This window comes from Kitasatospora purpeofusca, assembly GCF_000718025.1.
Classification (GTDB): Bacteria; Actinomycetota; Actinomycetes; order Streptomycetales; family Streptomycetaceae; genus Kitasatospora; species Kitasatospora purpeofusca.
Map to the genome: position 1 here is coordinate 222,699 of NZ_JODS01000004.1, position 24,404 is coordinate 247,102.

23 protein-coding genes and 1 riboswitch are annotated in these 24,404 nt (G+C 71.6%); of the genes, 14 read left to right on the top strand and 9 right to left on the bottom strand.

The window, feature by feature from the left end; all coding sequences use genetic code 11:
- The first annotated feature begins 56 nt into the window (after positions 1-56).
- A complete protein-coding gene (locus IF01_RS0109435; RefSeq protein ID WP_030392855.1) occupies positions 57-644 on the top strand; it encodes a CGNR zinc finger domain-containing protein in 588 nt (195 codons plus the stop codon).
- 30 nt (positions 645-674) lie between these two features.
- Here the strand turns inward: IF01_RS0109435 and sodX are convergent, their stop codons facing one another.
- A complete protein-coding gene (sodX, locus tag IF01_RS43700; protein ID WP_078879834.1) occupies positions 675-1,058 on the bottom strand; it encodes a nickel-type superoxide dismutase maturation protease in 384 nt (127 codons plus the stop codon).
- Positions 1,059-1,378: 320 nt separating this feature from the next.
- Between sodX and sodN the strand changes: the two genes are divergently transcribed.
- From sodN to IF01_RS0109475, 7 genes are all read left to right on the top strand, one after another.
- Positions 1,379-1,774, top strand: a complete 396-nt coding sequence (sodN, locus tag IF01_RS0109445; protein ID WP_030392857.1) for a superoxide dismutase, Ni — start codon at positions 1,379-1,381, stop codon at positions 1,772-1,774.
- Positions 1,775-1,862: 88 nt separating this feature from the next.
- A riboswitch (cobalamin riboswitch) is annotated at positions 1,863-2,007 on the top strand.
- Between the two features lie 97 nt (positions 2,008-2,104).
- A complete protein-coding gene (locus tag IF01_RS0109450) occupies positions 2,105-3,196 on the top strand; it encodes a FecCD family ABC transporter permease (protein ID WP_030392858.1) in 1,092 nt (363 codons plus the stop codon).
- Positions 3,193-3,987, top strand: a complete 795-nt coding sequence (locus IF01_RS0109455) for an ABC transporter ATP-binding protein (protein WP_375340975.1) — start codon at positions 3,193-3,195, stop codon at positions 3,985-3,987. The genes IF01_RS0109450 and IF01_RS0109455 overlap by 4 nt, the downstream gene beginning before the upstream one ends.
- A 92-nt stretch (positions 3,988-4,079) precedes the next feature.
- Positions 4,080-5,075, top strand: a complete 996-nt coding sequence (locus IF01_RS0109460) for an ABC transporter substrate-binding protein (protein WP_030392860.1) — start codon at positions 4,080-4,082, stop codon at positions 5,073-5,075.
- 81 nt (positions 5,076-5,156) lie between these two features.
- Positions 5,157-5,633 carry a GNAT family N-acetyltransferase gene (locus IF01_RS0109465; RefSeq protein ID WP_030392861.1) on the top strand — a complete coding sequence of 159 codons (477 nt, stop codon included), beginning with the start codon at positions 5,157-5,159 and terminating at the stop codon, positions 5,631-5,633.
- A gap of 331 nt (positions 5,634-5,964) precedes the next feature.
- Complete coding sequence (locus IF01_RS0109470) at positions 5,965-6,375, top strand: ATP-binding protein (RefSeq protein ID WP_030392862.1); 411 nt, start codon at positions 5,965-5,967, stop codon at positions 6,373-6,375.
- A 164-nt stretch (positions 6,376-6,539) separates the two neighbouring features.
- Entirely contained in the window at positions 6,540-7,607 is a 1,068-nt protein-coding gene (locus IF01_RS0109475; RefSeq protein WP_231978586.1) for an RNA polymerase sigma factor SigF, read from the top strand.
- A gap of 81 nt (positions 7,608-7,688) precedes the next feature.
- On the opposite strand, the gene IF01_RS0109480 is transcribed toward IF01_RS0109475, so the two are convergent.
- Positions 7,689-8,117 (bottom strand): hypothetical protein, encoded by a 429-nt coding sequence (locus tag IF01_RS0109480; RefSeq protein WP_030392864.1) that lies wholly within the window; start codon positions 8,115-8,117, stop codon positions 7,689-7,691.
- Positions 8,118-8,167: 50 nt separating this feature from the next.
- On the opposite strand from IF01_RS0109480, the gene IF01_RS0109485 reads away from it, so the two are divergent.
- The gene (locus IF01_RS0109485) at positions 8,168-9,139 is read left to right on the top strand and encodes a diacylglycerol/lipid kinase family protein (protein WP_030392865.1); all 972 of its coding nucleotides are present in this window, start codon (positions 8,168-8,170) and stop codon (positions 9,137-9,139) included.
- Between the two features lie 370 nt (positions 9,140-9,509).
- Complete coding sequence (locus tag IF01_RS0109490) at positions 9,510-9,761, top strand: WhiB family transcriptional regulator (RefSeq protein ID WP_014138019.1); 252 nt, start codon at positions 9,510-9,512, stop codon at positions 9,759-9,761.
- A gap of 441 nt (positions 9,762-10,202) precedes the next feature.
- On the opposite strand, the gene IF01_RS0109495 is transcribed toward IF01_RS0109490, so the two are convergent.
- The 7 genes from IF01_RS0109495 to IF01_RS0109525 form a co-directional block, all read right to left on the bottom strand.
- On the bottom strand, positions 10,203-11,723 hold the full coding sequence (locus tag IF01_RS0109495) for a sensor histidine kinase (protein WP_030392866.1): 1,521 nt from the start codon (positions 11,721-11,723) through the stop codon (positions 10,203-10,205).
- Positions 11,724-12,225: 502 nt separating this feature from the next.
- Positions 12,226-13,278 (bottom strand): SIS domain-containing protein, encoded by a 1,053-nt coding sequence (locus IF01_RS0109500; protein ID WP_030392867.1) that lies wholly within the window; start codon positions 13,276-13,278, stop codon positions 12,226-12,228.
- A gap of 246 nt (positions 13,279-13,524) precedes the next feature.
- Positions 13,525-14,817, bottom strand: a complete 1,293-nt coding sequence (locus tag IF01_RS0109505; protein ID WP_030392868.1) for an extracellular solute-binding protein — start codon at positions 14,815-14,817, stop codon at positions 13,525-13,527.
- A 445-nt stretch (positions 14,818-15,262) separates the two neighbouring features.
- Positions 15,263-16,816 (bottom strand): glycoside hydrolase family 3 protein, encoded by a 1,554-nt coding sequence (locus IF01_RS0109510; protein ID WP_030392869.1) that lies wholly within the window; start codon positions 16,814-16,816, stop codon positions 15,263-15,265.
- Positions 16,817-16,823: 7 nt separating this feature from the next.
- Positions 16,824-17,651 carry a carbohydrate ABC transporter permease gene (locus IF01_RS0109515; protein WP_030392870.1) on the bottom strand — a complete coding sequence of 276 codons (828 nt, stop codon included), beginning with the start codon at positions 17,649-17,651 and terminating at the stop codon, positions 16,824-16,826.
- A complete protein-coding gene (locus IF01_RS0109520; protein WP_030392871.1) occupies positions 17,648-18,679 on the bottom strand; it encodes a carbohydrate ABC transporter permease in 1,032 nt (343 codons plus the stop codon). The genes IF01_RS0109515 and IF01_RS0109520 overlap by 4 nt, the downstream gene beginning before the upstream one ends.
- A gap of 89 nt (positions 18,680-18,768) precedes the next feature.
- Entirely contained in the window at positions 18,769-20,073 is a 1,305-nt protein-coding gene (locus tag IF01_RS0109525) for an extracellular solute-binding protein (RefSeq protein WP_030392872.1), read from the bottom strand.
- Positions 20,074-20,409: 336 nt separating this feature from the next.
- Between IF01_RS0109525 and IF01_RS0109530 the strand changes: the two genes are divergently transcribed.
- The 4 genes from IF01_RS0109530 (at position 20,410) to IF01_RS0109545 (ending at position 24,371) form a co-directional block, all read left to right on the top strand.
- Positions 20,410-21,207: a GntR family transcriptional regulator gene (locus tag IF01_RS0109530; protein ID WP_030392873.1), complete on the top strand. Its 798-nt coding sequence runs from the start codon at positions 20,410-20,412 to the stop codon at positions 21,205-21,207.
- Between the two features lie 294 nt (positions 21,208-21,501).
- On the top strand, positions 21,502-21,783 hold the full coding sequence (locus tag IF01_RS0109535; RefSeq protein WP_051741197.1) for a DUF3311 domain-containing protein: 282 nt from the start codon (positions 21,502-21,504) through the stop codon (positions 21,781-21,783).
- Entirely contained in the window at positions 21,780-23,393 is a 1,614-nt protein-coding gene (mctP, locus tag IF01_RS0109540) for a monocarboxylate uptake permease MctP (RefSeq protein ID WP_030392875.1), read from the top strand. The genes IF01_RS0109535 and mctP overlap by 4 nt, the downstream gene beginning before the upstream one ends.
- 168 nt (positions 23,394-23,561) lie before the next feature.
- Positions 23,562-24,371 (top strand): histidine phosphatase family protein, encoded by an 810-nt coding sequence (locus IF01_RS0109545; protein ID WP_199523300.1) that lies wholly within the window; start codon positions 23,562-23,564, stop codon positions 24,369-24,371.
- Positions 24,372-24,404: the final 33 nt, after the last annotated feature.

Consider the following 24,404-nt stretch of genomic DNA (forward strand, 5'->3'; position numbering starts at 1 on the left):
CTGCGGGTAATAGGCTGGAGGCAATCAGCCTGTTACCGATCTCTGGAAGGACCACCGTGGAGCTCGCCTCGTACGCCGATCTGGCCGTCCGGCTGGTGAACACCGAGGAGCCCGAGCGCGGCACCGACTCGCTGACCTCGGTGGACGGAGTGCGCGCCCTGTTCTCGGACTCCTCGCGCGCCCGCAACCTCGCCGACGAAGCGGACGTGCCCCGGCTGCGGGCCGTCCGCACCCGGCTGCGCGGGGTCTTCGAGGCCGCCGCCGAGGGCGAGGAGGTACGCAGCGTCGACCTGCTGAACAGCCTGCTGATGGAGTTCCCGGTCAGCCCGCTGGTCTCCGGGCACGACTACCTCGACGCGGCCGGCCGGCCGCGCTGGCACCTGCACCTCGCCGACAACTCGCCGACCGCCACCGCGCACTTCAGCGCCGTCGCCTGCATGGGCCTGGCCGTCCACCTGACCGAGCTGGGCGCCGACCGGCTCGGCATCTGCCAGGCCGCGCCCTGCCGCAACGCCTATCTGGACACCTCGACCAACCGGTCCCGCCGGTACTGCTCGGACCGCTGCGCCACCCGCGCCAATGTCGCCGCCTACCGGGCCCGCAAGCGCCTGGAGGCCCAGGAGGCCGCGGCGGCCGGGCACTAGCGGAGCCGCCCCGGCGGACCGGGCGTCCCGTCAGGCCTGGCGGACCGGGAGTTCCTCCGGCCGGATCCAGACGCCGAGGCGGCGGGCGAGGCCGGGCACCCGTGCCAGCGGGGCGGCCAGCAGCAGCCGCTCCAGCCGCCGCCCGGGGGCCAGCCAGGCCGGGCGCGGGCGCAGCCGCAGCAGCACCCGGCCGAGCACCAGTTCGTCCGGCACCGCCCCGTAGCTGCGGCTGTCGCTGTCCACCGGCCGGTTGTCGGAGAGCAGCCACCACCCCTTGGGGCGACGGCCGTCGGCCCGCTTGACCACCAGCAGGTTCTGCTGGAACGGGTGCCGGAACACCACCACCGCGCCGGGCCGGATCCGCGCGCCGTAGCGGACCAGCAGCTGGTCCCCGTCGCGCAGCGTCGGCACCATCGAGTCCCCCGCCACGTCGATCAGCCCGAACGGCGCGCCGCCGCCCGGCGGACCGTCCTCCGGTTCCGCGCTCCGTGCCACGGCTCCTCCTCCCGGCTCGCGTCCCGCCGTGTCCCGCGTCCTGCGTCCTGCGTCCTGCTGCCCCGCGTCCTGCTGTCGCGCTGTCGCGCACCAGTCTGCCGCACCGGCGCCGGCCGCCGATGTCCGGATTGGTCCGGTTCCGGCTCCGTCTTTTGCCCCAGGCAGACCGCCCGGCCGGGAAACCGGACGGTCCGGCAGGTAATCTCGGGCGCGGGAAGACGATCTAAGGAAGGACTCCCATGTTCTCTCGTCTGTTTGCACCTCGCGCCACCGCCCACGCCCACTGCGACCTGCCCTGCGGTGTCTACGACCCGGCCCAGGCCCGGATCGAGGCCGAGTCGGTCAAGGCCACCCAGGAGAAGTACCAGGCCAACGAGGACGCGCACTTCCGCGCCCGCGCGGTCATCATCAAGGAGCAGCGCGCCGAGGCCGTGAAGCACCACATCTCGGTGCTGTGGAGCGACTACTTCAAGGCCCCGCACTTCGAGAAGTACCCGCAGCTGCACCAGCTCATCAACGACACCCTGAAGGCCGCCTCGGCCGCCAAGGCGTCCACCGACCCGGCCACCGGCCAGGCGCTGCTGGACCTCATCGCCGAGGTCGACAAGATCTTCTGGGAGACCAAGCAGGGCTGATCCCCGCCCGGTCGCCTTTCGGCCGCCCCCGTCCGGATCCGGACGGGGGCGGCCGTGCGTTCGGGGCCGGACGGGCACGGCCGTTCGAACAGTAAGGGTCGTAGGCCATGAGCGCTTGTTATGCTGCCAGGGCGTCCCACGGGGGAAGCCGGTGCGAATCCGGCGCTGACCCGCAACGGTAAGCGGCCCCCGCGGCCGCGAGCCCGATCACCCGGGGGCGCCGACCTCCCGACAACTCGCCGCGGACTGCGAGGGGATGGCGCCCCGGCACACCCGCGCCCGGACGCGCCGCCCCTCGCCGTACCCGGCCCGAGGCAAGGCGTGCCACCAGTGAGCAGCACCACCGCGGCCGCACCGGCCACCGCTGCGGCCCCACCGGGCCCCCGGCGGATCCCCGCCCTCCCGCTGGCCGCCGTCCTCACCGCGGCCCTGCTCGGCTCGCTGGTCTGCGCCGTCGCGGTGGGCTCGGCCGGCCTCGGCTGGGGCCAGGTCCTGCGGCTCCTGGGCGCCGGCCTGACGGGCGGTCGGCTGGAGGCCGACGAGGCCGCCGCGTACGCCATCGTCTGGGAGATCCGGCTGCCGCGCGCCGTCCTGGCCGCCGTGGTCGGCGCCGGACTCGCCGCCACCGGGGTCGCGGTCCAGGCGATGGTGCGCAACGCGCTCGCCGACCCCTTCGTGCTCGGCATCTCCTCCGGGGCCTCGGTCGGCGCCAACGCCGTACTGATGTTCGGCGCCTTCGCCTCGCTCGGTGTCTGGGCGCTCTCCGCCTCCGCCTTCGTCTCGGCCCTGCTGGCCATGGTGCTGGTCTATCTGACGGCCCGTACCGCCCACGGGCTCACCCCGCTGCGACTGGTGCTCACCGGCACCGCGATGTCCTACGGCTTCTCCGCCGTGACCGCGCTGATGGTCTTCGCCGCCGCCCGCGGCGAGGCCGCCCGCTCGGCCATGATGTGGCTGCTCGGCAGCCTCGGCGGGGCCACCTGGGGCTCGGTGCCGATCGCCGCCGTCACCGTGCTCGCCGGCCTGGCGTACCTGGCCCGCGCCGCCGGACAGCTGGACGCGCTGGCGATGGGCGACGAGACGGCCGCCTCGCTCGGCGTGGACCCGGACCGGCTGCGGCGCGCGCTGTTCGTGGTGACCGCCGCCGTCACCGGCACCGTGGTCGCGGTGAGCGGGGCGATCGGCTTCGTCGGACTGATGGTCCCGCACCTGGCCCGGATGCTGGTCGGCGCCGGCCACCGCCGGTTGCTGCTGGTCGCGCCGCTCGCCGGGGCCCTGCTGCTGGTCTGGGTGGACATCGTCTCGCGCACCCTGCTGGCCCCCGCCGAACTGCCCGTCGGCGTGGTCACCGCGGCCGTCGGGGTGCCCTGCTTCCTGCTGCTGATGCGCCGTCGCGCCTACGCCTTCGGGGGTGGCCGGTGAGCACCGACGGCACCGGGGCCCTGGACCTCGCCGTCGACCGGGTCTCGGTCGACCTGGCCGGCGTCCGGCTGGTCCACGAGGTCACCCTGACCGCCGCCGCCGGCCAGGTGGTCGGCCTGGTCGGCCCGAACGGCAGCGGCAAGTCCACCCTGCTGCGCTGCGTCTACCGGGCGCTGCGGCCCGCCGCCGGAGCCGTCCTGCTGGGCGGCGAGGAGGTCCACCGGCTCGCGCCGCGCGAGGCCGCCCGGCGGGTGGCGGCGCTGCCGCAGGAGCACACCGCGGAGTTCGACTTCACCGTCGCCGAGGTGGTCGGCATGGGCCGGCTGCCGCACCGGCGCGGCGCCCTGGCCGGCCCGTCCGCGGCCGACGAGCAGCACTGCGCCGCCGCCCTGGACCGGGTCGGCGCCGGGCACCTGGCCGGCCGGGGCTTCCTGAGCCTCTCCGGGGGCGAGAAGCAGCGGGTGCTGATCGCCCGCGCGCTGGTCCAGGAGCCCCGGGTGCTGGTGCTCGACGAACCCACCAACCACCTGGACATCACCCACCAGCTGGAGGTGCTGGCGCTGGTCCGGGAGGCCGGGACGACGGTGCTCACCGCGCTGCACGACCTCAATCTGGCCGCCGGGCACTGCGATCTGCTGTACGTGCTCGCGGAGGGGCGGATCGTCGCCTCCGGACCGCCCGCCGAGGTGCTCGAACCGGGCCTGCTGGCGGAGGTGTTCAAGGTCCGGGCGACGCCGGTCCGGCACCCGGTCACCGGCGCCGTCCAGCTGCTGTTCGACCGCCTGCCCTGACCGACCCGTCCGAACCGCCGGCCCGGACCGTCTCCAGGTACGACCGACCGTTCTCCGCACGACCGACCCGCCCACCGCCCCGAGGACCCACCATGCGCACCAAGGCCGTTGCCGCCGCCGCCCTGCTCGCCCTCGCCCTCACCGGCTGCGGCGCCGAGATCGCCCCGCGCGGCGACGGCGCCGCCGCCTCCGCCCACTACCCGGTGACCGTCGAGAACTGCGGCGCCCCGGTCACCTTCCAGCAGAAGCCCGCCCGGGTGGTGACCAACGACGTCGGCATCACCGAGCTGATGTTCGCGCTCGGGCTGGAGGACCGGATGGCCGGCTACGTGATGCCGGACGACAAGGGCCAGGTCGACAAGGTCGCCTGGAAGGACGCCTACCAGCGCGCCCCGTGGCTCTCCAAGCAGCAGATCACCAAGGAGATCGCGCTGGAGGCCCGGGCCGACCTGGTGTTCGCCGGCTGGAACTACGGCTTCGACGAGAGCCGGGGCGTCACCCCGCAGGCCCTGGCCGGTGTCGGCATCGGCTCCTACGTGCTGACCGAGTCCTGCCGCAGCGGCAAGGGCACCGAGCGCGGGGTGATGTCCCCGCTGCACGCGCTCTACACGGACCTCGCCAACCTGGGCGACATCTTCGACGTCCGGGACCGGGCGGACCGGCTGATCGCCGGGTTCAAGGCGGAGATCGCGGCCGTCCCCGAGCCCGCGTACCGCCCGGGCGTCTTCCTGTACGACAGCGGCGAGGACAAGCCCTTCACCTCCGGCCGGTTCGCCGCCCCGGAGGAGATCATCACCAAGGCCGGCGGGCGGAACGTGACCGGCGACCTCGCCGACTCCTGGACCACCGTGGGCTGGGAGACCGTGGTCGAGCGCGACCCCGAGGTGATCGTGATCAACAACTACGGCACCCCCGACGCCGAGGCGAAGCGGAAGTTCCTGAAGTCCTTCCCGCCGCTGGCCGGAGTCTCGGCCGTCCGCAACGACCGGATCTTCGTCCTGGACTACGTGGACCTGGTCGAGAGCCCCCGCAACCCGGCCGCGGTCACCGCCCTGGCGGCCTACCTGCGGACCGTCCCGGCCCGCTGAGGCCCCGGCCGTCCCGCTCCCGTCCCGGCCTGCGGCCTCGGCCCGGGACGGGAGCGGGACGGCCCAAGTAGGCTCGGAGGCATGATCCGCACCGCAGCCCCCGCCGACGTCCCCGTGATCCACCGCATGATCCACGAACTCGCCGAGTACGAGAAGGCCGCGCACGAGGCGATCGCCACCGAGGAGCAGCTGCGGGACGCCCTGTTCGGCGAGCAGCCGGCCGTGTTCGGCCTGATCGCCGAGGACGACACCACCGGCGAGCCGGTCGGCTTCGCGCTCTGGTTCCTCAATTTCTCGACCTGGCGCGGCACCCACGGGATCTACCTGGAGGACCTCTACGTCGACCCGACCGCCCGCGGCGGCGGCCACGGCAAGGCGCTGCTCCTGGAGCTCGCCCGGATCGCCGTCGAGCGCGGCTACGCCCGGGTCGAGTGGTCGGTGCTGGACTGGAACCGGCCCTCGATCGACTTCTACAAGGCGCTCGGCGCGGTCCCGATGGACGGGTGGACGGTCTACCGCCTCACCGGCGAGGCGCTCACCGCCGCCGGCTCCCGTTGATCCGGGGGCGTTGATCCGGGGGCGCTGATCCGGGGGCGCTGATCCGGGCGCCGGACCGGGCGCGCGGAGGGCGTACGCGGAGGGCGCGCAAGGTCCTCGTCGGACCCCTGCCACCCTGAGTCGCGATGCCTTACCATGAGTGACTCCCGCTCCGGGGCACGAACGCGGTAACGTCTCGGGCGGACGGCGGCGTCCGGGAGACCCACGAGGGGTATGACCGGTACGTACCGCACCACCCCTCTGGACAGTTGGGGCGAAGCAGTTGAGCCAAGCAACAGACAGTGCCGCGGCCACCGGCCCGGAAGCACAGCGCGTCACCCAGGAGGTGAGGGTGTCCCAGATCGACGGCGAGCCCGGAGTCCAGGACTTCGTGGAGGTCCGGCTGCCCGCGGCCGGGGCCTATCTCTCGGTCCTGCGTACAGCCACGGCGGGCCTCGCGGCCCGGCTGGACTTCACCCTGGACGAGATCGAGGACCTGCGGATCGCGGTCGACGAGGCCTGCGCCATCCTGCTCCAGCAGGCCGTGCCCGGTTCGGTCCTCTGCTGCGAGTTCCGCCTGGTCGGCGACTCCCTGAAGGTGATCGTCTCGGCGCCCACCACCGACGGCCGGGCGCCCGAACGCGACACCTTCGCCTGGACGGTGCTCTCCGCGCTGGCCGGCGAGGTCGAGTCCTCGGTCGCCGAGGACAAGACCGTGTCGATCAGCCTGCACAAGAAGCGCGGCGGCTCCGCCGCCCACTAGGTCCGCCGCGGCAGCGCGGCAGCAGCACCGAACAAGGGCCGTCCGCCCGGCACCACCGGGCCGGACGGACGGCTCCCGGTACCGCCCCCACCCGGCGGTACGACCATCGAGACGAACCGGGACCGGCGGTCCCGGTGCTCCCGGAACGGAACGGGGGAATGGCCGTGAGTGATCTGGACCGTACCGGCCTCGCGACGGCGGGCCCTGCCGTACCGACCCAGGCGAGCGTCCCCGGCCTCGCCGCCAACGACGAAGCGCACCCGAAGGACGCCCACCGGATGAGCCAGCCGACCGAGCCGACGCCCGAGTCGTCGCCCGATCAGTCGCCCCCGCCCGTGCCGTCGGCCGCGGACCTCCCGCCGGCCGACCGCCCGGACGGGGGTCCGGACAGCGACGGCCCGGAGGACGGGGCCGCCGACGAGGCGGCCCGGGCACTGCGCGCCGCGGTGCCCGCCCAGGGTCCGCAGCGCAGCGGTGCCCCGGACCGCGAGGCGGCCCGGGCACTGTTCGTCCGGCTGTCCGCGCTGCCCGAGGGCTCCCCGGAGCGCGTCGAGCTGCGCAACCAGCTGGTGCGGATGCACATCCCGCTGGTCGAGCACCTGGCCCGGCGGTTCCGCAACCGGGGCGAGCCGCTGGACGACCTCACCCAGGTCGCCACCATCGGACTGATCAAGTCGGTGGACCGCTTCGACCACGAGCGCGGGGTCGAGTTCTCCACCTACGCCACGCCGACCATCGTCGGCGAGATCAAGCGGCACTTCCGCGACAAGGGCTGGGCGGTCCGGGTGCCGCGCCGGCTCCAGGAGCTGCGGCTGTCGCTCACCACGGCGACCAGCGAGCTCTCCCAGCGGCACGGCCGCTCCCCCACGGTGCACGAGCTGGCCGAGCACCTGGGGATCTCCGAGGAGGACGTGCTGGAGGGGCTGGAGTCCGCCAACGCGTACTCCACGCTGTCGCTGGACGTGCCGGACAACGACGACGAGTCGCCGGCCGTCGCGGACACCCTGGGCGCCACCGACGAGGCCCTGGAGGGCGTCGAGTACCGGGAGTCGCTCAAGCCGCTGCTCGCCCAACTGCCGCCCCGGGAGCAGAAGATCCTGGTGCTGCGGTTCTTCCGGAACATGACGCAGTCCCAGATCGCCGCCGAGGTGGGCATCTCCCAGATGCACGTCTCCCGGCTGCTCGCCCGGACGCTCGCGCAGCTGCGGGAGAAGCTGCTGGTGGAGGAGTAGGACCGGGAAAGCAGGACCGACGGCCGCCGGGCGGCGGCCGTCGGTCGGATGCGGTACCGGAAAGGCGGCGGCCCTCCGCGCTCAGCCCTCGTGCGGAGCGTAGAGGGCCGCCGTCGACTTCGGGCTGAGCAGCGCGCAGATGCCGGCCAGGCCGAGCAGGCCGACGCCCACCCCGACGGCGGCCATCGTGCCGCCGCTCTGCCACATGTAGTAGGCCACCGGCAGGCAGATCGAGTTGGTCAGCACGGCCGGGCTGCGGCCCCAGCGGCGGCCCTGGAGCAGCGCCCGGGCGGCGAGCAGCGGCAGCACGCCGAGCAGCACGATCACCAGGCCGCCGAACTCGTTCAGGGCGAGCTGCTTGGACTGGCCGGACAGGGCGGCGACCATGTCCCAGACGCCCACGACGGCCAGCGCGGCGCCCGCGACGGCCGTGATGGCGGCGCCCACGGTGAGGGCGGTCGGACGGCCGGCACCGGGCGCGGGTACGGGTGCGGAGGATTCTGCGGTCACTCCAGCAGGGTAGCCGCCAGGAGGTCCGTACCGACCCGTAGGCTGAGCACATGCGCGCTCTCCTGGTCGTCAACCCGAAAGCGACCACCACCAGCGGCCGCACCAGGGACGTCCTGATCCACGCCCTGCGCAGCGACCTCAAGCTGGAGGTGGCGCAGACCCAGTACCGCGGCCACGCGCGCGACCTGGCCCGCGAGGCGGTCGAGGACGGCACGGTCGACCTGGTGGTGGCCCTGGGCGGCGACGGCACCGTCAACGAGGCGGTCAACGGCCTGCTCTCGCACGGCCCGGGCGAGAAGGTCCCCCGGCTGGCCGTGGTCCCGGGCGGTTCGACCAACGTGTTCGCCCGCGCGCTGGGCCTGCCGAACGACCCGGTGGAGGCGACCGGCGCGCTGCTGAACGCCCTGGAGGGCCGGCGGGAGCGCCCGATCGGTCTGGGCAAGGCGATGACCGAGGGGCTGCCGGACCGCTGGTTCACCTTCACCGCCGGGCTCGGCTTCGACGCCGGAGTGGTCGGCCGGGTCGAGGAGCAGCGCCGGGCGGGGCGCAAGTCCACCCACGCGCTCTATGTCACCCAGGCGCTCCGCCACTTCGTCACCCAGCGTGAGCAGCGCAGATCAGGCCCGGTTTCCCTGGAACTGGCGGGCCACGGGCCGGTGCCCGGCCTGGCGCTGGCGATAGTCAGCAACACCTCGCCCTGGACGTTCCTGGGCAACCGCCCGGTCTACCCCTCGCCGCTGGCCTCCTTCGACGCGGACCTCGATGTCTTCGGCATCACCCGGATGACGGCGTTCGGCACTGCTCGAACGGTCCGTCAGATCCTGCGGTCGCACGGGCCTTCGAGCGACGGCGCCGCATCACCGGGCCCCTCCGGCAAGCACGTCGTCTCCTATCACGACGTCCGTCACTTCACCTTGGTTTCGGAGGAACCGGCCCCGTTCCAGGTCGACGGGGACCACCTTGGGTCCAGGAGTCGCGTCAGTTTCACAGGCGTACGGCGGGCACTGCGTGTGATTGTGTGACTAGAAGGGCCCTTCACCCTTCTTCTCGAACGCACAAGCCCCCTTCACTCCATAGAAGTACTGGCTGTGAGCTAGGCGACACCGAAGAATCAAAAATTCCTCCCTGAAGGGGGTTGTATCCGGGCCCGAGGTTTGCGAACCTCTACATGGCGATCGGGACGCATCGCAGCGACGGCAACCTCAGAACCTGTTGGGTGCCGACCGCGGGGTGTCCCTCGAATCGCCGAATCCCTCCCCAGCACAGACCTCCCGGGCCCGATGGGCCTTTGGTCTCTTTTGTTGTTGCGGGATTCGTGAAAGCGTTCACATTCACAAAGACCATCGATGTGCCGTGCGGGTGACCCCCGTCGGCAGGAGGAGTTGGACGACCATGGACTGGCGCCACCGCGCTGTCTGCCGCGAAGAGGACCCGGAGCTGTTCTTCCCGATCGGGAACACCGGTCCTGCTCTGCTGCAGATCGAGGAAGCCAAGGCCGTGTGCCGCCGCTGTCCGGTCATGGAGCAGTGCCTCCAGTGGGCCCTCGAGACCGGCCAGGACGCCGGCGTCTGGGGCGGCATGAGCGAGGACGAGCGTCGTGCGATGAAGCGTCGCGCCGCCCGCAACCGCGCCCGTACGGCCTGACCCGCACCGCCTGATCACACGCCGTAGTACCAGCAGTAACCACCGCACCGATCAACACATGATCAAAGGCTTCGCCTGCACTTCCTGGTGAAGCCTTCCGTACAAAGGGCCTTGCCCGAAAAGGTCCCGCGACACTTGCCCGCCCAGCCACTTGATACTGTTCACTTAGAGCAATATTGTGGAGCTGTGGCGCTCACCGTGTGCAACGCACCGGCGAGTGGCGCACCACTAGAGCCCCCGTTCCGGCCGACTCCCCCCGACGGCCGGAACGGGTTGAGAGGCCCTGTCGACCCACCCCCCCCGGTCGACAGGGCCTCGTTTTTGTCTTCGCCGTCCCCGCACCGCGGGCGGTGGCGCAGTGGACGGTGGTGAAGGAGCGGGCCACCGGCGCCCACGCCGAGTCGCACGCTCCCCCCGCACCCCTCTACGCCTCGGCGCAGCTCAGCGCACCGGGATCTCCAGCACCACCTTGGTACCGCCGTTCGGCCCCGCCACCATGTCGAAGGTGCCGCCCAGCTCCCCGGTGGCCAGCGTCCGGACGATCTGCAGCCCGAGGTTGCCCGCCTGCTGCGGGTCGAAGCCCTCCGGCATGCCCTTGCCGTCGTCCTGCACGGTGATCAGCAGGTACTCCTCCGGCCGCGCCCCGCCGTTCCAACTGTCCGACCAGCCCATCCCGGTGGCCGGCGCCCGGCCGCGCAGCGCGCTGACCTCCAGGTTGCCGGAGGCGCTCGGCCCGAAGGCGTGCTCCAGCGCGTTCTGCAGCAGCTCTGTGAGCACCATCGCCAGCGGGGTGGCCACCTCGGCCGAGAGGATGCCGAAACTGCCGCTGCGCCGGGTCGCCACCCGGCCGTCCTGGGACAGCTCCACCACCATGGCCAGCACCCGGTCGGCGATCTCGTCGAAGGCCACCTTCTCGTCCAGCGCCTGGGACAGCGTCTCGTGCACGATCGCGATCGAGCCGACCCGGCGGACCGCCTCGTCCAGGGCGGCCCGGCCGGCGTCCGAGTCCATCCGGCGGGACTGCAGCCGCAGCAGCGCGGCGACCGTCTGCAGGTTGTTCTTCACCCGGTGGTGGATCTCCCGGATGGTGGCGTCCTTGGTCATCAGTTCGCGGTCGCGGCGGCGCAGTTCGGTGACGTCCCGGCAGAGCACCAGCGAGCCCGTCAGGGTGCCCTTGGGCTTGAGCGGGATGGCCCGCAGGGTCACCACCCCGCCCTGGACCTCCACCTCGGTCTGCCGGGGTGCCCAGCCGCTCGCCAGCTTGACCAGCGCCTCGTGCACGGCCGCCCGGGAGGGCGGCACCAGTTCGGCGGTCGCCCGGCCCAGGTGGCTGCCGACCAGGTCGGTGGTGAGGCCGAGCCGGTGGTAGGCGGAGAGCGCGTTGGGGCTGGCGTAGGTGACCACGCCGTCCGCGTCGAGCCGGATCAGGCCGTCGCCGACCCGGGGCGCGGCGTCCATGTCGGTCTGCTCCACCCCGGGGTAGGGGAAGGTGCCGGCGGCGATCATCTGGGCCAGGTCGGAGGCGCTCTGCAGATAGGTGAGCTCCAGCCGGCTGGGGGTGCGGACGGTCAGCAGGTTGGTGTTGCGGGCGATCACCCCGAGCACCTTGCCCTCGCGCCGCACCGGGATCGACTCGACCCGGACCGGCACCTCCTCGCGCCACTCCGGATCGCCCTCGCGCACGATCCGACCCTCGTCGTAGGCGGCGTCCAGCAGGGGGCGGCGGCCGCGCGGGACGAGGTGGCCGACCATGTCGTCCTGGTAGGAGGTCGGGCCGGTGTTGGGCCGCATCTGGGCGACCGAGACGTACCGGATGCCGTCCCAGGTGGGGATCCACAGGACCAGGTCGGCGAAGGACAGGTCGGAGAGCAGCTGCCACTCCGAGACCAGCATGTGCAGCCACTCCACATCGGCACCGGTCAGGGTGGTGTGGCGGCGGACGAGTTCGTTCAGCGAGGGCACAGGCTGAGCGTAGCTCCAGGGGCGCGCGGACGGCCCGGGCCCACCCCCGACCGGCGGGCGCCGGGACCGCTCCCCCAAGTTGTCCAGACCAATTTTCGGGTCGGCCTGGACAAGCCAGATTGGTCTAGTCCACAATGAAAGGGCACCAAGGAGAGGCCCACCGCGCAACTGCCCTGACCGCGCGAGGCCCCTTCTCGGTCGGACGCCGCCGAGCGAGGACCCCGCACAGTTCTCGGTCATACACGGCGCCCGACGACAGCTCCGGGCTGCGGTGCCGCATGGGTTGAGGGTCCCGTGTCGGCGCCGTGGCCCGTAGTGCTTTCCAGGCCCGGGCTGCGGTGCCATGGGCCCCTCCTGCCCGTTGGCGGGCAAGGAGGGAGGGTTGAGGGTCCCGTGTCGGCGCCGTGGCCCGTAGTGCTTTCCGGACTTCCCTCGCCCCGAGGCGTGGAACGCCGAGACCCCCGTCCACAGGCTGTGGACGGGGGTCTCGGCGTTTTCCGCGTCAGTGGGTCTCGGTGACCTTGGCGAGGGCGCGGGGGGCGTCCGGGTCCTGGCCGCGGGCGATGGTGACCTCGTAGGCCAGCAGCTGCAGCGGCAGGATCTCCAGGATCGGCTGCACCTCCTCCGGCACGCCGGCCGGCAGCGCGAAGCCCGCCGAGGCGGACTCGACCTGCGCCTGCTGGCCCACCACGACCAGGTCCGCGCCACGGCCGCGCAGGCGGTCCAGCACCGGCTGCAGGGCCTCGCCGCCCTTGCCGTCCGGGACGATCGCGATGACCGGGGAGACGTTGTCGACCATGGCCAGCGGGCCGTGCAGCAGGTCGGCGCCGGAGAACGGGGAGGCCGGGATGTAGGTGGTCTCCATGAGCTTCAGCGCCGCCTCGCGGGCGGTCGGGTAGCCGTAGCCGCGCGAGGTGATGACCAGGCGCTGGGCGAAGCGGTAGCGCTCGGCCAGGGCCTTGACCTCGTCCTGGCGGGCCAGGATCCCGGCGGCCAGCTCCGGCAGGTCCTTGGCGGCCGCGCCGTCGCCGCCGCGCAGGCCCTCGATCAGCAGGTAGAGGGCGAGCAGCTCGGCGGTGTAGGTCTTGGTGGCCGGCAGCGCCTTCTCCGGGCCCGCCAGCACGTCGATGTGGAACTCGGAGACCTCGGCCAGCGGCGAACCCGCGTTGTTGGTGACGGCCAGGGTGATGGCCCCGGCCTCGCGGGCCGCCTTGGTGGAGGCGACCAGGTCGGGCGAGCCGCCCGACTGGCTGACGGTGATCACCAGCACGTCGGTGAGGTCCGGCTGGGCCCCGTACGCGGTGGTGGTGGACATCGAGGTGAGACCGGCCGGCTTGCCGAGCAGGATCTCGATCAGGTACTTGGCGTACAGCGCCGCATTGTCCGAGGTGCCGCGCCCGGTCAGCAGGACGAAGCGCGGCTTGCGGGCGGCGATCTGCCCGGCGATCTCGAAGATCTTGGGGGCGCCCTCGTCGAGGATGCGCTGCAGGACGGCCGGCTGCTCGGCCATCTCCGCCGCCATGATCCGGCCAGGGACGGTCTGCGTGTCGGACATCGTGGGGTGCCTCCGATGAGATGGTTCCACCCCGCCCGGGCGGGAATGCCCGGCGGGGACCTCTACGGCGGCGAGTCCGCACACTCGCTCCGGTGTTTGCTGCGGCAATCCTACGGGGGCCGCCCGGGTGCGGCACATCCGAGGACGTGGTCGCGCCCGGTCGGGCGGCCGCCGGGGGTGCCCCCGGGAGGGCGGAGCCCCTCCCGGCGGTGCGGGGAGGGGCTCCGGATCCGGGGCGGCGACCGCTCAGCCGGCCTTGTTGATCAGCTGGTCGATGGCGGCGTCCGCCTCCTTGGTGGCCTGGTCCACCGGCTTGCCCTTGAGGATGGCGGTCAGCATGTCCGGCAGGATCTTCTGCTTCTCCACCAGGCCCCAGCCGGGCGCCAGCGGGGTGAACCAGGCGTCCGGCACCGCGTTGGCCGCGGCGGCGGTGGCGGGCTTGCTCTTCAGCGGGTTCAGCTGGGTGAGGTTGTTCGGCAGGATGTCCTTGTCCGCCAGCGCCTGCTCGGACTTGGTGCTGGTGAACATCCGGACCCAGTCGGTGGCCAGGGCCGCGGCCGGCGACTTCGCGGTGACGGCGAGCGCCGAGCCGCCGATGAAGGTCGGCAGCGGCTTGCCACCCGGGCCGGGCATCGTGGCCACCTTGACGGCGTCCTTGAGGCTCGGGTCGCCGGTGACCGGGGCGGCGACGCTGGCGGCCTCGTAGCCGTTGCCGTAGAAGGCCGCCGCGTGGCCGCGGGCCATCGCCTCGTACTGGTTCTGCTCGTTGAGCGTCAGATCGCCCTTGTTGTACTTGCGCACCAGGTCGACGAAGTGGTTGATGCCCTGCTGCGACTTGGGGTCGCTCAGGGTGCCGTGCCAGGTGCCGCCGCTGTCGAAGCGGGCGATGGCGCCGCCGTACGCGGAGACGTAGCTCATCGCGGCGTACCAGTACGGGCCGGGCAGGTAGAGCGGGGAGTAGGTGCGGTCCGCCTTGTTCTTGTCGGCGATCCGGTCCAGGGCCGTGCGCAGCTCTTCCTCGGTCTTCGGGAAGTCGGCGCTGCCCGTCGCCTGCTGGAGGGCCGCCGAGTTGTAGATCGCGACCCGGGCGCCCGCGTAGTAGGGCACGCACCAGAGCTTGTCCTGGTAGGTGCAGGTGTTGGCGAGCGCCTTGATCCAGCTGTCCGCGTTGTCGAAGGTGTTCCGCTCGACCGGCGCCAGCGCGCCGGAGAGCACGTACTTCATGGTCTCGGTGTTGCCGAGCTCGACCACGTCCGGGGCGGTGCCGTCGCCGAGCGCCTTGTCGAGCTTGGCGACCTTGTCGGCCCAACCCTGGTAGGCCAGCCGCAGGGTGACCTTCGGGTACTTGGCCGCGAACTCGTCGTTGACCCGCTGGACGAGGTCGGGCCAGCTCTTCTGGGCATCGTCCATCAGCCAGACCGTGACGGTGCCGGTGGCGGACTGCGGGTCCGCCGAGGCCGACTTGCCACCGGAGGCCGGACCGCCCGACGAACAGGCCGTCAGACCCGCGGCCAGCGCCATGATGCCGACCGACGCCATGAACCGACGCTTTCCCACGCCATCCTCCGAGGTGTTTGAGCTGTGCCCGCCGGCTGCGTGCTGGCGCCCGACGGGACGGTGTCCGGGGAGGGCGGCGAAGAGCTTCGGGGTGGGCCAATACCACATCCGGGGAAATTGAAATTCGAACCGGATGGACTGGAGCCTGGCCTAGACCACTGCTGGTGTCAACGCCAAATGGCCTGGCAGGAAGGGCCGTTGCAGACCTGTTGTCTCCCGTGGGCGATCAGTCGCGCCACGGTCACCCTAAGTAGAACTTAAGGGTGCCTTAAGACGGATTTGAGGGAACACCGTCAGGTTGTTCGAATCGGCAGGTCACACGGCCCGCCGCGCCCCGGGGACGCCGACGGGCCCGCCGTGCGCCATGCGCACGACGGGCCCGTCGGAGGGGGACTCGCGGTCCCCCGGGTCACGGTCCGACCGGGAGTCAGCCGATCGCCCCCGGCTGCCCGGTGAGCACCTCGACGGCGGCCAGGCCGCAGACCCGGGCCGCACCGTGGGTGGCGATGTGCAGCGCGCCGACCGGCTCGGACTGCGGCAGGCCCATCTCGACCACCGCGGCGTCCGGCCGGGCCGCCACCAGGCGGGCCAGCGCGGCCGACATCCACTCGTGCCGGTGGGCGTCCCGCACCACCAGCACCAGGCGGCGGTCCGCGGCCTCGGCCAGCACCTCGGCCACCACCGCGTCCAGCACCTGCGGCGCGGCGGCCTCCGGGCCGACCTCACGGGTCCGGGTGCCCGGGAAGCGGTCGGCCAGCATGGCGGCCACGCCCCACGGGGTGACGTCGCCGACGGCGATGTTGGGCTCGGCCGAGAACGAGGCCACGAAGGGGCGCTCGGTCACCGGCAGGACCTCCCGGCCCGGCGCCCGGACCACCCGCAGCGCCCGGCGGGCCGCCCGCAGGCCGACCGCGAGGTCCGCCTCCGGCCGCTCGCCCTGGGCCGCGATCCGGCCCCAGCTGCCCAGCGCCCGCACCCGGTCGGCCGCGTCGGCGAGCCGCTCCTCCGGGAGCCGGCCCGACTGCACGCCCGCCACGATGGCGTCCCGCAGCATCAGCACGGTGGCCTCGTCGGCCAGCCCGCCGCCCACGCAGATCGCGTCCGCGCCGGCCGCCAGGGCCAGCACGGTGCCCTCGCCCATGCCGAAGGTGTCGGCGATGGCGCCCATCTCGATCGCGTCGCTGACGATCAGGCCCTGGTAGCCCAGGCCGCCGTCCTGCGGGGCCGCGCGCAGCAGGTCGCGCAGCACGGTGGGGCTGAGCGTGGCGGGCAGCTTCGGGTCGAGCGCCGGGATCATGATGTGGGCCGTCATCACGGCCTTGGTCCCGGCGGCGATGGCGGCCTGGAACGGCACCAGGTCGCGGGCGCGCAGCACGTCCAGGTCGACGTCGATGACCGGCAGCCCGTGGTGCGAGTCGACGGCGGTGTCGCCGTGGCCCGGGAAGTGCTTCGAGCAGGCCGCGACGCCGGCCGACTGCAGGCCCTCGACCCAGGCGGCGGTGTGGCGGGCGCACAGCTCCGGGTCGGCGCCGAAGGAGCGGACGCCGATCACCGGGTTGCGCGGGTTGGAGTTGACGTCGGCGGTGGGCGCCCAGTTGTAGTTCACGCCGGCGGCGGCCAGGGCCCGGCCCAGCTCACGGGCGACGTCGCGGGTCAGCGCCGGGTCGTCGATCGCGCCGAGGGCGAGGTTGCCCGGCCAGGACGAGCCGGAGCCCGCCTCCAGCCGGGTGACGTCGCCGGACTCCTCGTCGATGGCGATCAGCAGGTCGGGGTTCTCGGCCCGCAGCGCGGCGGTGAGGGCGGCCAGCTGGCCGAGGTCGGCCACGTTGCGGTCGAACAGCGCGACCGAGCCGAGGCCGGCCGCGAGGTGCCGGCGCAGCCACTCCGGCGGCTCGGTGCCGACGAAGCCGGGCTGGAGGACGGTCAGCGCGTCGCGGTGCAGCTGGTCGGAGGCCGGGAGGGTGGGAACGAGGATGCTCACGATGGGATCAGCCCTTCACGGCGCCGTCGGTGAGCCCACCGACCGCCTTGCGCTGCAGGAAGACGAACAGGATCAGCACCGGGAGGGCGAACAGCGTCGACGCCGCCATGGTGGCGCCCCAGTCGTTGCCGAAGGCGGTCTGGAACGAGGACAGCCACAGCGGCAGGGTCTGGCCGTCGGTCTTGTTGATGATGAGGACGAGCGGGAACTCGTTCCAGGCCGTGATGAAGCCGAACAGCGAGGTGGACATCAGGCCCGGCGCCAGCAGCGGGAAGATCACCTTCACGAAGGCCTGGGTGCGGGTGCAGCCGTCCACCATGGCCGACTCCTCCAGCTCCTTCGGGACCGCCGCGATGAAGCCGCGCAGGGTCCAGATGGTGAAGGGCAGCACCATCATCATGTAGAAGGCGGTGAGCGGGACGAGGCTGTTCAGCATCTCGTTGTCGCGGGAGATCAGGTAGACCGCGATGGTCATGACCTCCCAGGGCGCCATCTGCGCGGCCATGATGACCAGCACGAAGACCTTGCGGCCGCGGAAGCGCATCCGCGCGATCGCGAAGGACGCCAGCGTGGCGATCACCAGCGAGATCACCACCGCGAGGACGGTGACGATGAAGCTGTTGGCGGTGTACGTCCAGAACTTCGGCACGTTGACCGCGGTCTTGAAGTGCTCCAGGGTCGCGTCGAACGGCACGAACACCGGCGTCTTGCTGATGATGTCCTTCGACGGCTTGAAGGCCGTACTGATCATCCAGTAGACGGGGAACGCGAAGAAGACGAAGAGGACGACCGCGACGACGTTGGGCCAGGTACGTCCGATGAGCGAGCGCCTCACAGCTCGTCCTCCTGCTTGAGAATGATCCGGAAGTAGTACGCCATCAGGACGCCCAGGATCAGGATGGTGAGCACCGCGATCGCGGCACCGGTGCCGTAGTGCTGGCGGCCGGAGCCCTCCAGGAAGGCGTGGATCGGCAGGGTCCGGGTGAGCCCGTCGGGACCGCCGGCCTTGATCGCGTAGATCTGGGTGAAGGCCTTGAAGATCCAGATGACCTCGAGGAACGTCGTGGCCAGGAAGAACGGCTTGAGGTTGGGGAACATCACCGCGGTGAAGATCTTCACCGATCCGGCGCCGTCCATCCGGGCCGCCTCGTAGAGCTCCTTGGGGATGGTGGTCAGCGCGGCGTACATGTTGAACGCCACGAACGGGATCGAGCCCCAGACCAGCAGCAGGAGGATCACGAAGAAGGTCGAGTACTGGCTGCCGGTCCAGTTGTAGGCGGCCATCGAGTGCCAGCCCAGACTGTCCAGGAGCCAGTTGACGACGCCGAACCTGGTCTCGAAGAGCCAGGTGTAGACGGTGGTCGAGGCGACCACCGGCATCGCCCAGGCGAACAGCAGGCCGATCGACAGCAGCAGCCGCATCTTCTTGCCGAGCCGGTTGAGCAGCAGCCCGACCAGCGCGCCGCCGACCATGATCAGGAAGACGTTCAGCACCGTGAAGGCGACCGACCGGCCGGTGACGGCCCAGAACTGCTCGTCCTTGAGCTGCTCGGTGTAGTTCTCGAAGCCGTTCCACTCGGTCAGGTGCTGGACGAGCTGGCGCGCGTTCAGGTTCTGGAACGAGACCAGGACGGTCTTCAGCAGGGGCCAGCCCAGTAGGCCAAGAGTGGCCACGGTGGCAGGCAGGAGCAGCAGGTACGGCGCGAGTCGGGAGCCGATGCTCCGCCCGTCCGCCGGTCTGGCGCTCTTCTTCTTCGCGGTGCCGGCGCCGTCGCCACGGGCGGCGCTCGTCTCAATAGTGGCCACAGCAGCCTTCCCTGACTCCGGGGACTGTGTCTGCACCCGCTCCGAATGCACAGCCATCGTTCTCTCTTCCTGACAACCCGACCACGACGGACAGGCGCCGCCCACCGGCCCCCCGCCGGGGGCCGGTGAGCGACGCCGCTCGACTGCTACTGCTTGGCGTTCAGACGCTTGGCGATCTCGTCGTCCGCCTTCTTGGCGGCGGCGGCGTAGTCGCCGGTCAGGGCAGCGGTCAGGAACTCCTTGATCGGGTTCGGGTCGTTCTCGACGCTCGCCCAGTTCGGGGTGGTCGGGGTGATGCCACCGACCACCGCGGCCAGCTTCGCCGCGGAGGCGAAGTCACCGACGACCTTGTCGTTCAGCGAGGTCTTGTTCGGGATGAGACCCGAGGCCGCGACCGCGCCCTCGTTCTTGTCGTTGAGCGCGATCTTCAGGAAGTCCTTGGCCATGTCGGTGTTCTTGCTGGCCGAGGCGACGGCCAGGTTCGAGCCACCGAGGAACGCGCCGGAGGGCTTGTCGGCGGTCTTGCCCGGGAGCGGGAAGAAGCCGATCTTGTCCTTGGCCATGGCCTTCTCGTCCGGGAGCTCCCAGCCGAGGCCGATCATCGCGCCGACGTCACCCTTGCCGAAGACGTCCTTCTGCTGCGGCTTGGCCTCGTCCTTGTCCTTGGCACCCGTGGTCGAGTAGCCCTGGAGCTTCTTGTAGACGTCGAAGGCCTTCTGCGCCTCGGGGGTCGACAGACCGCCGGTCCACTTGTCGCCGTCCTTCTTCGCCAGCTTGCCGCCCTCGCTGGTGAGGAGACCGAAGTAGACGTACCACTCCTGGCCCGGCATGTAGATCGGGTCGGCGACGCCCTCGGTGGTCTTGAGCTTCTCCAGCGCGGTGTAGAACTCGTCCAGCGTCTTCGGGATGCTCAGACCGGCCTTGGTCCAGAGGTCCTTGTTGTAGGAGACGACGCGGTTGGTGACGTACCACGGGGCGGCGTACTGCTTGCCGTCCAGGATCGCCGACTCGCTCTGGTTGGCGGCCCAGTCGGCACCGCCGATGGCGGCCTTGTCCTTGGTGATGTCCAGCAGACCACCGGTGGCGGCGTAGCCCGCCGTCTGGGTGTTGCCGACCTCGAGGACGTCGACGGAACCCTCGGAGAGCGCGGCGGTGACCTTGGGGCCGATGCCGGTCCACTCCTGGATCTGGAAGTCGACCTTGGAGCCCGGGTAGGCGGTCTCGAAGTCGCTCTTGACCGAGTCCGTCCAGCCCTTGGGGGCCGAGCCGGTCATCAGCCACACCTTGAGCGTCTTGCCGTTGTAGTCCTTCTTGCCGTCGGCCGTGGCGGACGAGCCGGACGAGCCCGACGCGGAGTTGCCGCTGTCGGTCTTCTTGGCGTCCGAGCCACAGGCCGCGAGACCAACAACCATGGCCGCGACGCCGACCGCCGCGATGAGCTGACGCTTCACGCCATCCTCCTGAGGGATGCCTGGTTACCCCCGTCGGGTGGCAGCGGCATACCCACACGAGGTGGGAGGAATGGTGCCGCGGACTCCATCGAACGGTGGGGGGGATTCATAGTGACCGGCCTAGTGGTGTAGACCAGATGCCTGGAGCTTGGCCTAGACCAATGGGCCTGTCAACGGCTGTTCGACCGATCAGGACCACCCGTTATCAAGCCGACACCGCACATCGTTCATCGCGTGATGAGGTATTCGTTCCGTAGCCATACATGCAACGATGTGAGCCGTTAATGAAGTGGCGAGGCCCCACTGGGGCCCCGCGAGAAGCGGGAGACACGTCCGATGAGCAGCGACGGGGGCAGCACGGCCCAGGTCAACGACCCCCAGGTGAAGAGCCCCGCGGCCCAGGGCGGTACGGACCCGACCGCCAGGGTGCCGAAGTACTACGGCCTCAAGCGCCACCTGCTGCAGCTCACCGAGACCCAGCCCGCCGGCACCCCGGTACCGCCCGAACGGGCACTGGCGGCGCAGTTCGACACCTCGCGCACCACCGTCCGGCAGGCCCTGCAGGAGCTCGTCGTCGAGGGGCGGCTGGAGCGCATCCAGGGCAAGGGCACCTTCGTCGCCAAGCCCAAGGTGGCCCAGGCCCTCCAGCTGACCTCCTACACCGAGGACATGCGCGCCCAGGGGCTGGAGCCCACCTCCCGGCTGATCGAGATCGGCTACATCACCGCCGACGACCGGCTGGCCCCGCTGCTGGACATCAAGCCCGGCGGCCGGGTGCTGCGGATCGAGCGCCTGCGACTGGCCAACGGCGACCCGATGGCCATCGAGGTGGCCCATCTGTCCGCCAAGCGCTTCCCGGCCCTGCGCCGCAACCTGGCCAAGCACAACTCCCTCTACACGGCCCTGCGCGAGGTCTACGGGGTGACCGTGGCCGAGGCCGAGGAGACCATCGAGACCACCCTGGCCGACCCGCGCGAGGCCGGACTGCTCGGCTCCGACCTCGGCCTGCCGATGCTCCAGCTGTCCCGGCACTCCTTCGACGCCGAGGGCGACCCGGTCGAGTGGGTCCGCTCGATCTACCGGGGCGACCGCTACAAGTTCATCACCCGCCTCCAGCGGCCCGAGCCGGCGTAGCGAACGGCCTCCCGCACCACCCCCACCGCTTCCGGGCCCCGGCGTACGCGCCGGGGCCCGTGGTGCGTCCGGGGCGCGCGGCAGGTCCGGATGGCGGGAATCTGCGCCGATCCGGTGACATGGATCACTCGATGCTCTAGATTCCGCATCCATACTGACTGCCGATCACCAGTGGTGCTGCTCGGCGGGCCACGGGGGGCTGTGCGGTTCCCCGGGGCTGCGGCGCCGGCGAGGTGAGACCCTCCGGAGCGGAGCCGAACCATGTCGTCAGATCTCGACACCGACCGACCTGTCATGCCCGAGCCAGAAGAGCCACCGGGCCACGCCCTGCCGGCGGTGACCCCCGAGCGGGTGCTGGCCGTGCTCGCCCTGCTGGTGCCGATCGTCGCGATGCTCTGGGTGGGCTCGTACGACAAGCTCGACCCCGAGGCGGGCGGTGTCCCCTTCTTCTACTGGTACCAGTTGCTCTGGGTGCCCGCCTCGGCCGTCTTCACGGTCGCGGCCTACCTGCTGATCAACCGCGACGAGAAGGCCCGCCGGGCCGCCCGCGCCGGGAAGGCGGGTGAGGTCCGGTGAACGGGGTCAACGTGCCCGCGCTGACGGTCTTTGTCCTCTTCTTCCTGCTGGTCACCGTGATGGGCTTCCTGGCCTCCCGGTGGCGGCGGGCCGACAACGCCCACCACCTCGACGAATGGGGCCTGGGCGGGCGCAGCTTCGGGACCTGGGTCACCTGGTTCCTGCTCGGCGGCGACCTCTACACCGCCTACACCTTCGTGGCCGTGCCCGCCGCGGTCTACGCGACCGGCGCGGCGGGCTTCTTCGCCGTCCCCTACACGATCGTCGCCTACCCGCTGGTCTTCCTCTTCCTCCCCCGGCTCTGGTCGGTCTCCCGGGTGCACGGCTACGTCACCCCCGCCGACTTCGTGCGCGGGCGGTACGGCTCCCGGCCGCTGTCGCTGATGGTCGCGCTGACCGGCATCCTCGCCACCATGCCGTACATCGCGCTGCAGCTGGTCGGCATCCAGGCGGTGCTGGACGTGCTGGGCGTCGGCGGCGGCGAGAACGCGAACTGGTTCGTCAAGGACCTGCCGCTGTTCATCGCCTTCGGGGTGCTCGCCGCCTACACCTACTCCTCCGGGCTGCGCGCGCCGGCGCTGATCGCCTTCGTCAAGGACGCCCTCATCTACGTGGTGATCATCGTCGCGGTGATCTACATCCCGATCCGCCTCGGCGGCTACGGCCACATCTTCGACACGGTCGGCGAGAAGTTCGCCGCGCCCAAGTCCGGCGGCTCGCTCACCGTGCCCGAGAACAAGCAGTGGACGTACGCGACGCTGGCGCTCGGCTCGGCGATGGCCCTGTTCATGTACCCGCACTCGGTCACCGGTGTGCTGGCCAGCAAGTCCCGCAACACGGTGCGCCGGAACATGGCGATCATGCCCGCCTACTCGCTGATGCTCGGCCTGCTGGCGCTGCTCGGCTTCATGGCGATCGCGGCCGGCGTCGGCAAGGGCGACAAGGGCTTCAACACCCAGCTCTCGGTGCCGCAGCTGTTCGAGAACATGTTCCCCGACTGGTTCACCGGCGTCGCCTTCGCCGCGATCGGGATCGGCGCGCTGGTGCCGGCCGCGATCATGTCGATCGCGGCGGCGAACCTGTTCACCCGCAACGTCTACAAGGAGTTCCTGCGGCCCGCCGCCACCCCGGCCGACGAGACCCGGGTCGCCAAGCTGGTCTCGCTGCTGGTCAAGGTCGGCGCACTGGTCTTCGTGCTCGGCATGGACAAGCAGGCGGCGATCAACCTCCAGCTGCTCGGCGGCCTGTGGATCCTGCAGACCTTCGTCTCCATCGTCGGCGGCCTGTTCACCCGCTGGTTCCACCACTGGGCGCTGCTGGCCGGCTGGGCGGCCGGCATGGTCTACGGCACCTGGAAGGCCTACGGGATCGCCAGCCCCAAGACCAAGCACTTCGGCGGGAACGCGGCCGAGATCCCCGGCATCGGCGAGATCGGCTACATCGGGCTCACCGCCTTCGTCCTCAACCTGCTGGTCGCGGTGGTGCTGACGCTGGTCCTGCGCGCCGTCAAGGCGCCCGACGGGCCGGACGAGACCCGGCCGGGCGACTACAGCGCCGAGAGCGGCGACGTGGAGCCGAAGAACGCGCCGGAGCCCGTGGCAGCGCACTGATACGTGCTGTGCGCGCCCTGTGTTCGCGCCGTCCCCTCCGTCAACACTGGAGGGGACGGCGCGATCATATGTATGAACGGCCGCGTGATTTGGGCACCACACCAGGGCACCAACCAGACCGGACCGACAGCCGGCCGGCAACTGATCGACCCACGGGGAGCGGCGGCAATGGCAGAACTCGGCACCACCCTCAACGGCCAGCACCACCACACCGACGGACGGCACCGGACGGCTGCCCCGCACCGGCCCGCCGGTGCCACCGCGGCCCCCGGCCTGTCCTCCGTCCCCTCCGTCCTGATCGCCACCCGCCACGGCGAGTCCACCGCGAACGTCGAGTTCCAGCACGCCGAGGCGGCCGGCGCGCTCAGCGTCCCGATCAGCTGCCGGGACGCGGACATCCCGCTCTCGATGCACGGCCAGCAGCAGGCGCAGGCCCTCGGCCGCTGGTGGGCCGGGCTGCCCAGCGCCGACCGGCCGCGCAGCGTCTGGTGCTCGCCGTACGTGCGCACCGCCGAGACCGCCCGGATCGCGCTCGCCCAGGCCGCCGGCCTCGGCGCCGTCCCGGTCTCGCTGGCCGTCCGCTACGACGAGCGGCTGCGCGACCGCGAGCTCGGCGTGCTGGAGATGCTGACCCGGGCCGCCATCGAGGCCGAGCACCCCGAGGAGGCGGCCCGGCGGCGGAAGATGGGCGAGCTGTACTACCGCCCGCCCGGCGGCGAGTCCTGGGCCGACGTGGCGCTGCGGGTGCGCAGCGTGCTGCGCGACGTCTGCGCCGAGGACGCCGGGCGGCCGGTCCTGCTGATCGCGCACGACTGCACGGTGCTCATGCTCCGCTACGCGCTGGACCGGCTCTCCGAGGAGCAGCTGACCGGGCTGGAGCCGGTGCGCAACTGCTCCACCAGCCTCTGGCGCGCCGAGGCCGGCCGGCTGCGGCCGGAGCACTGGAACGACACCGGGCACCTGGAGCGCACGGACTGAACGGCGGCCGGCGGCCCAGCGTCCGGGGTCCGG

What these genes read in the sequence shown, in the direction of transcription:
- IF01_RS0109545 (WP_199523300.1), top strand. Translation starts at nt 23,562, where the DNA reads ATGGCAGAACTCGGCACCACCCTCAACGGCCAGCACCACCACACCGAC.
- sodN (WP_030392857.1), top strand. Translation starts at nt 1,379, where the DNA reads ATGTTCTCTCGTCTGTTTGCACCTCGCGCCACCGCCCACGCCCACTGC.
- IF01_RS0109520 (WP_030392871.1), bottom strand. Translation starts at nt 18,679, where the DNA reads ATGGCTGTGCATTCGGAGCGGGTGCAGACACAGTCCCCGGAGTCAGGG.
- IF01_RS0109465 (WP_030392861.1), top strand. Translation starts at nt 5,157, where the DNA reads ATGATCCGCACCGCAGCCCCCGCCGACGTCCCCGTGATCCACCGCATG.
- IF01_RS0109490 (WP_014138019.1), top strand. Translation starts at nt 9,510, where the DNA reads ATGGACTGGCGCCACCGCGCTGTCTGCCGCGAAGAGGACCCGGAGCTG.
- IF01_RS0109535 (WP_051741197.1), top strand. Translation starts at nt 21,502, where the DNA reads ATGCCCGAGCCAGAAGAGCCACCGGGCCACGCCCTGCCGGCGGTGACC.
- IF01_RS0109505 (WP_030392868.1), bottom strand. Translation starts at nt 14,817, where the DNA reads ATGGCGTCGGTCGGCATCATGGCGCTGGCCGCGGGTCTGACGGCCTGT.
- IF01_RS0109485 (WP_030392865.1), top strand. Translation starts at nt 8,168, where the DNA reads ATGCGCGCTCTCCTGGTCGTCAACCCGAAAGCGACCACCACCAGCGGC.
- IF01_RS0109460 (WP_030392860.1), top strand. Translation starts at nt 4,080, where the DNA reads ATGCGCACCAAGGCCGTTGCCGCCGCCGCCCTGCTCGCCCTCGCCCTC.
- IF01_RS0109530 (WP_030392873.1), top strand. Translation starts at nt 20,410, where the DNA reads ATGAGCAGCGACGGGGGCAGCACGGCCCAGGTCAACGACCCCCAGGTG.
- sodX (WP_078879834.1), bottom strand. Translation starts at nt 1,058, where the DNA reads ATGGTGCCGACGCTGCGCGACGGGGACCAGCTGCTGGTCCGCTACGGC.
- IF01_RS0109500 (WP_030392867.1), bottom strand. Translation starts at nt 13,278, where the DNA reads ATGTCCGACACGCAGACCGTCCCTGGCCGGATCATGGCGGCGGAGATG.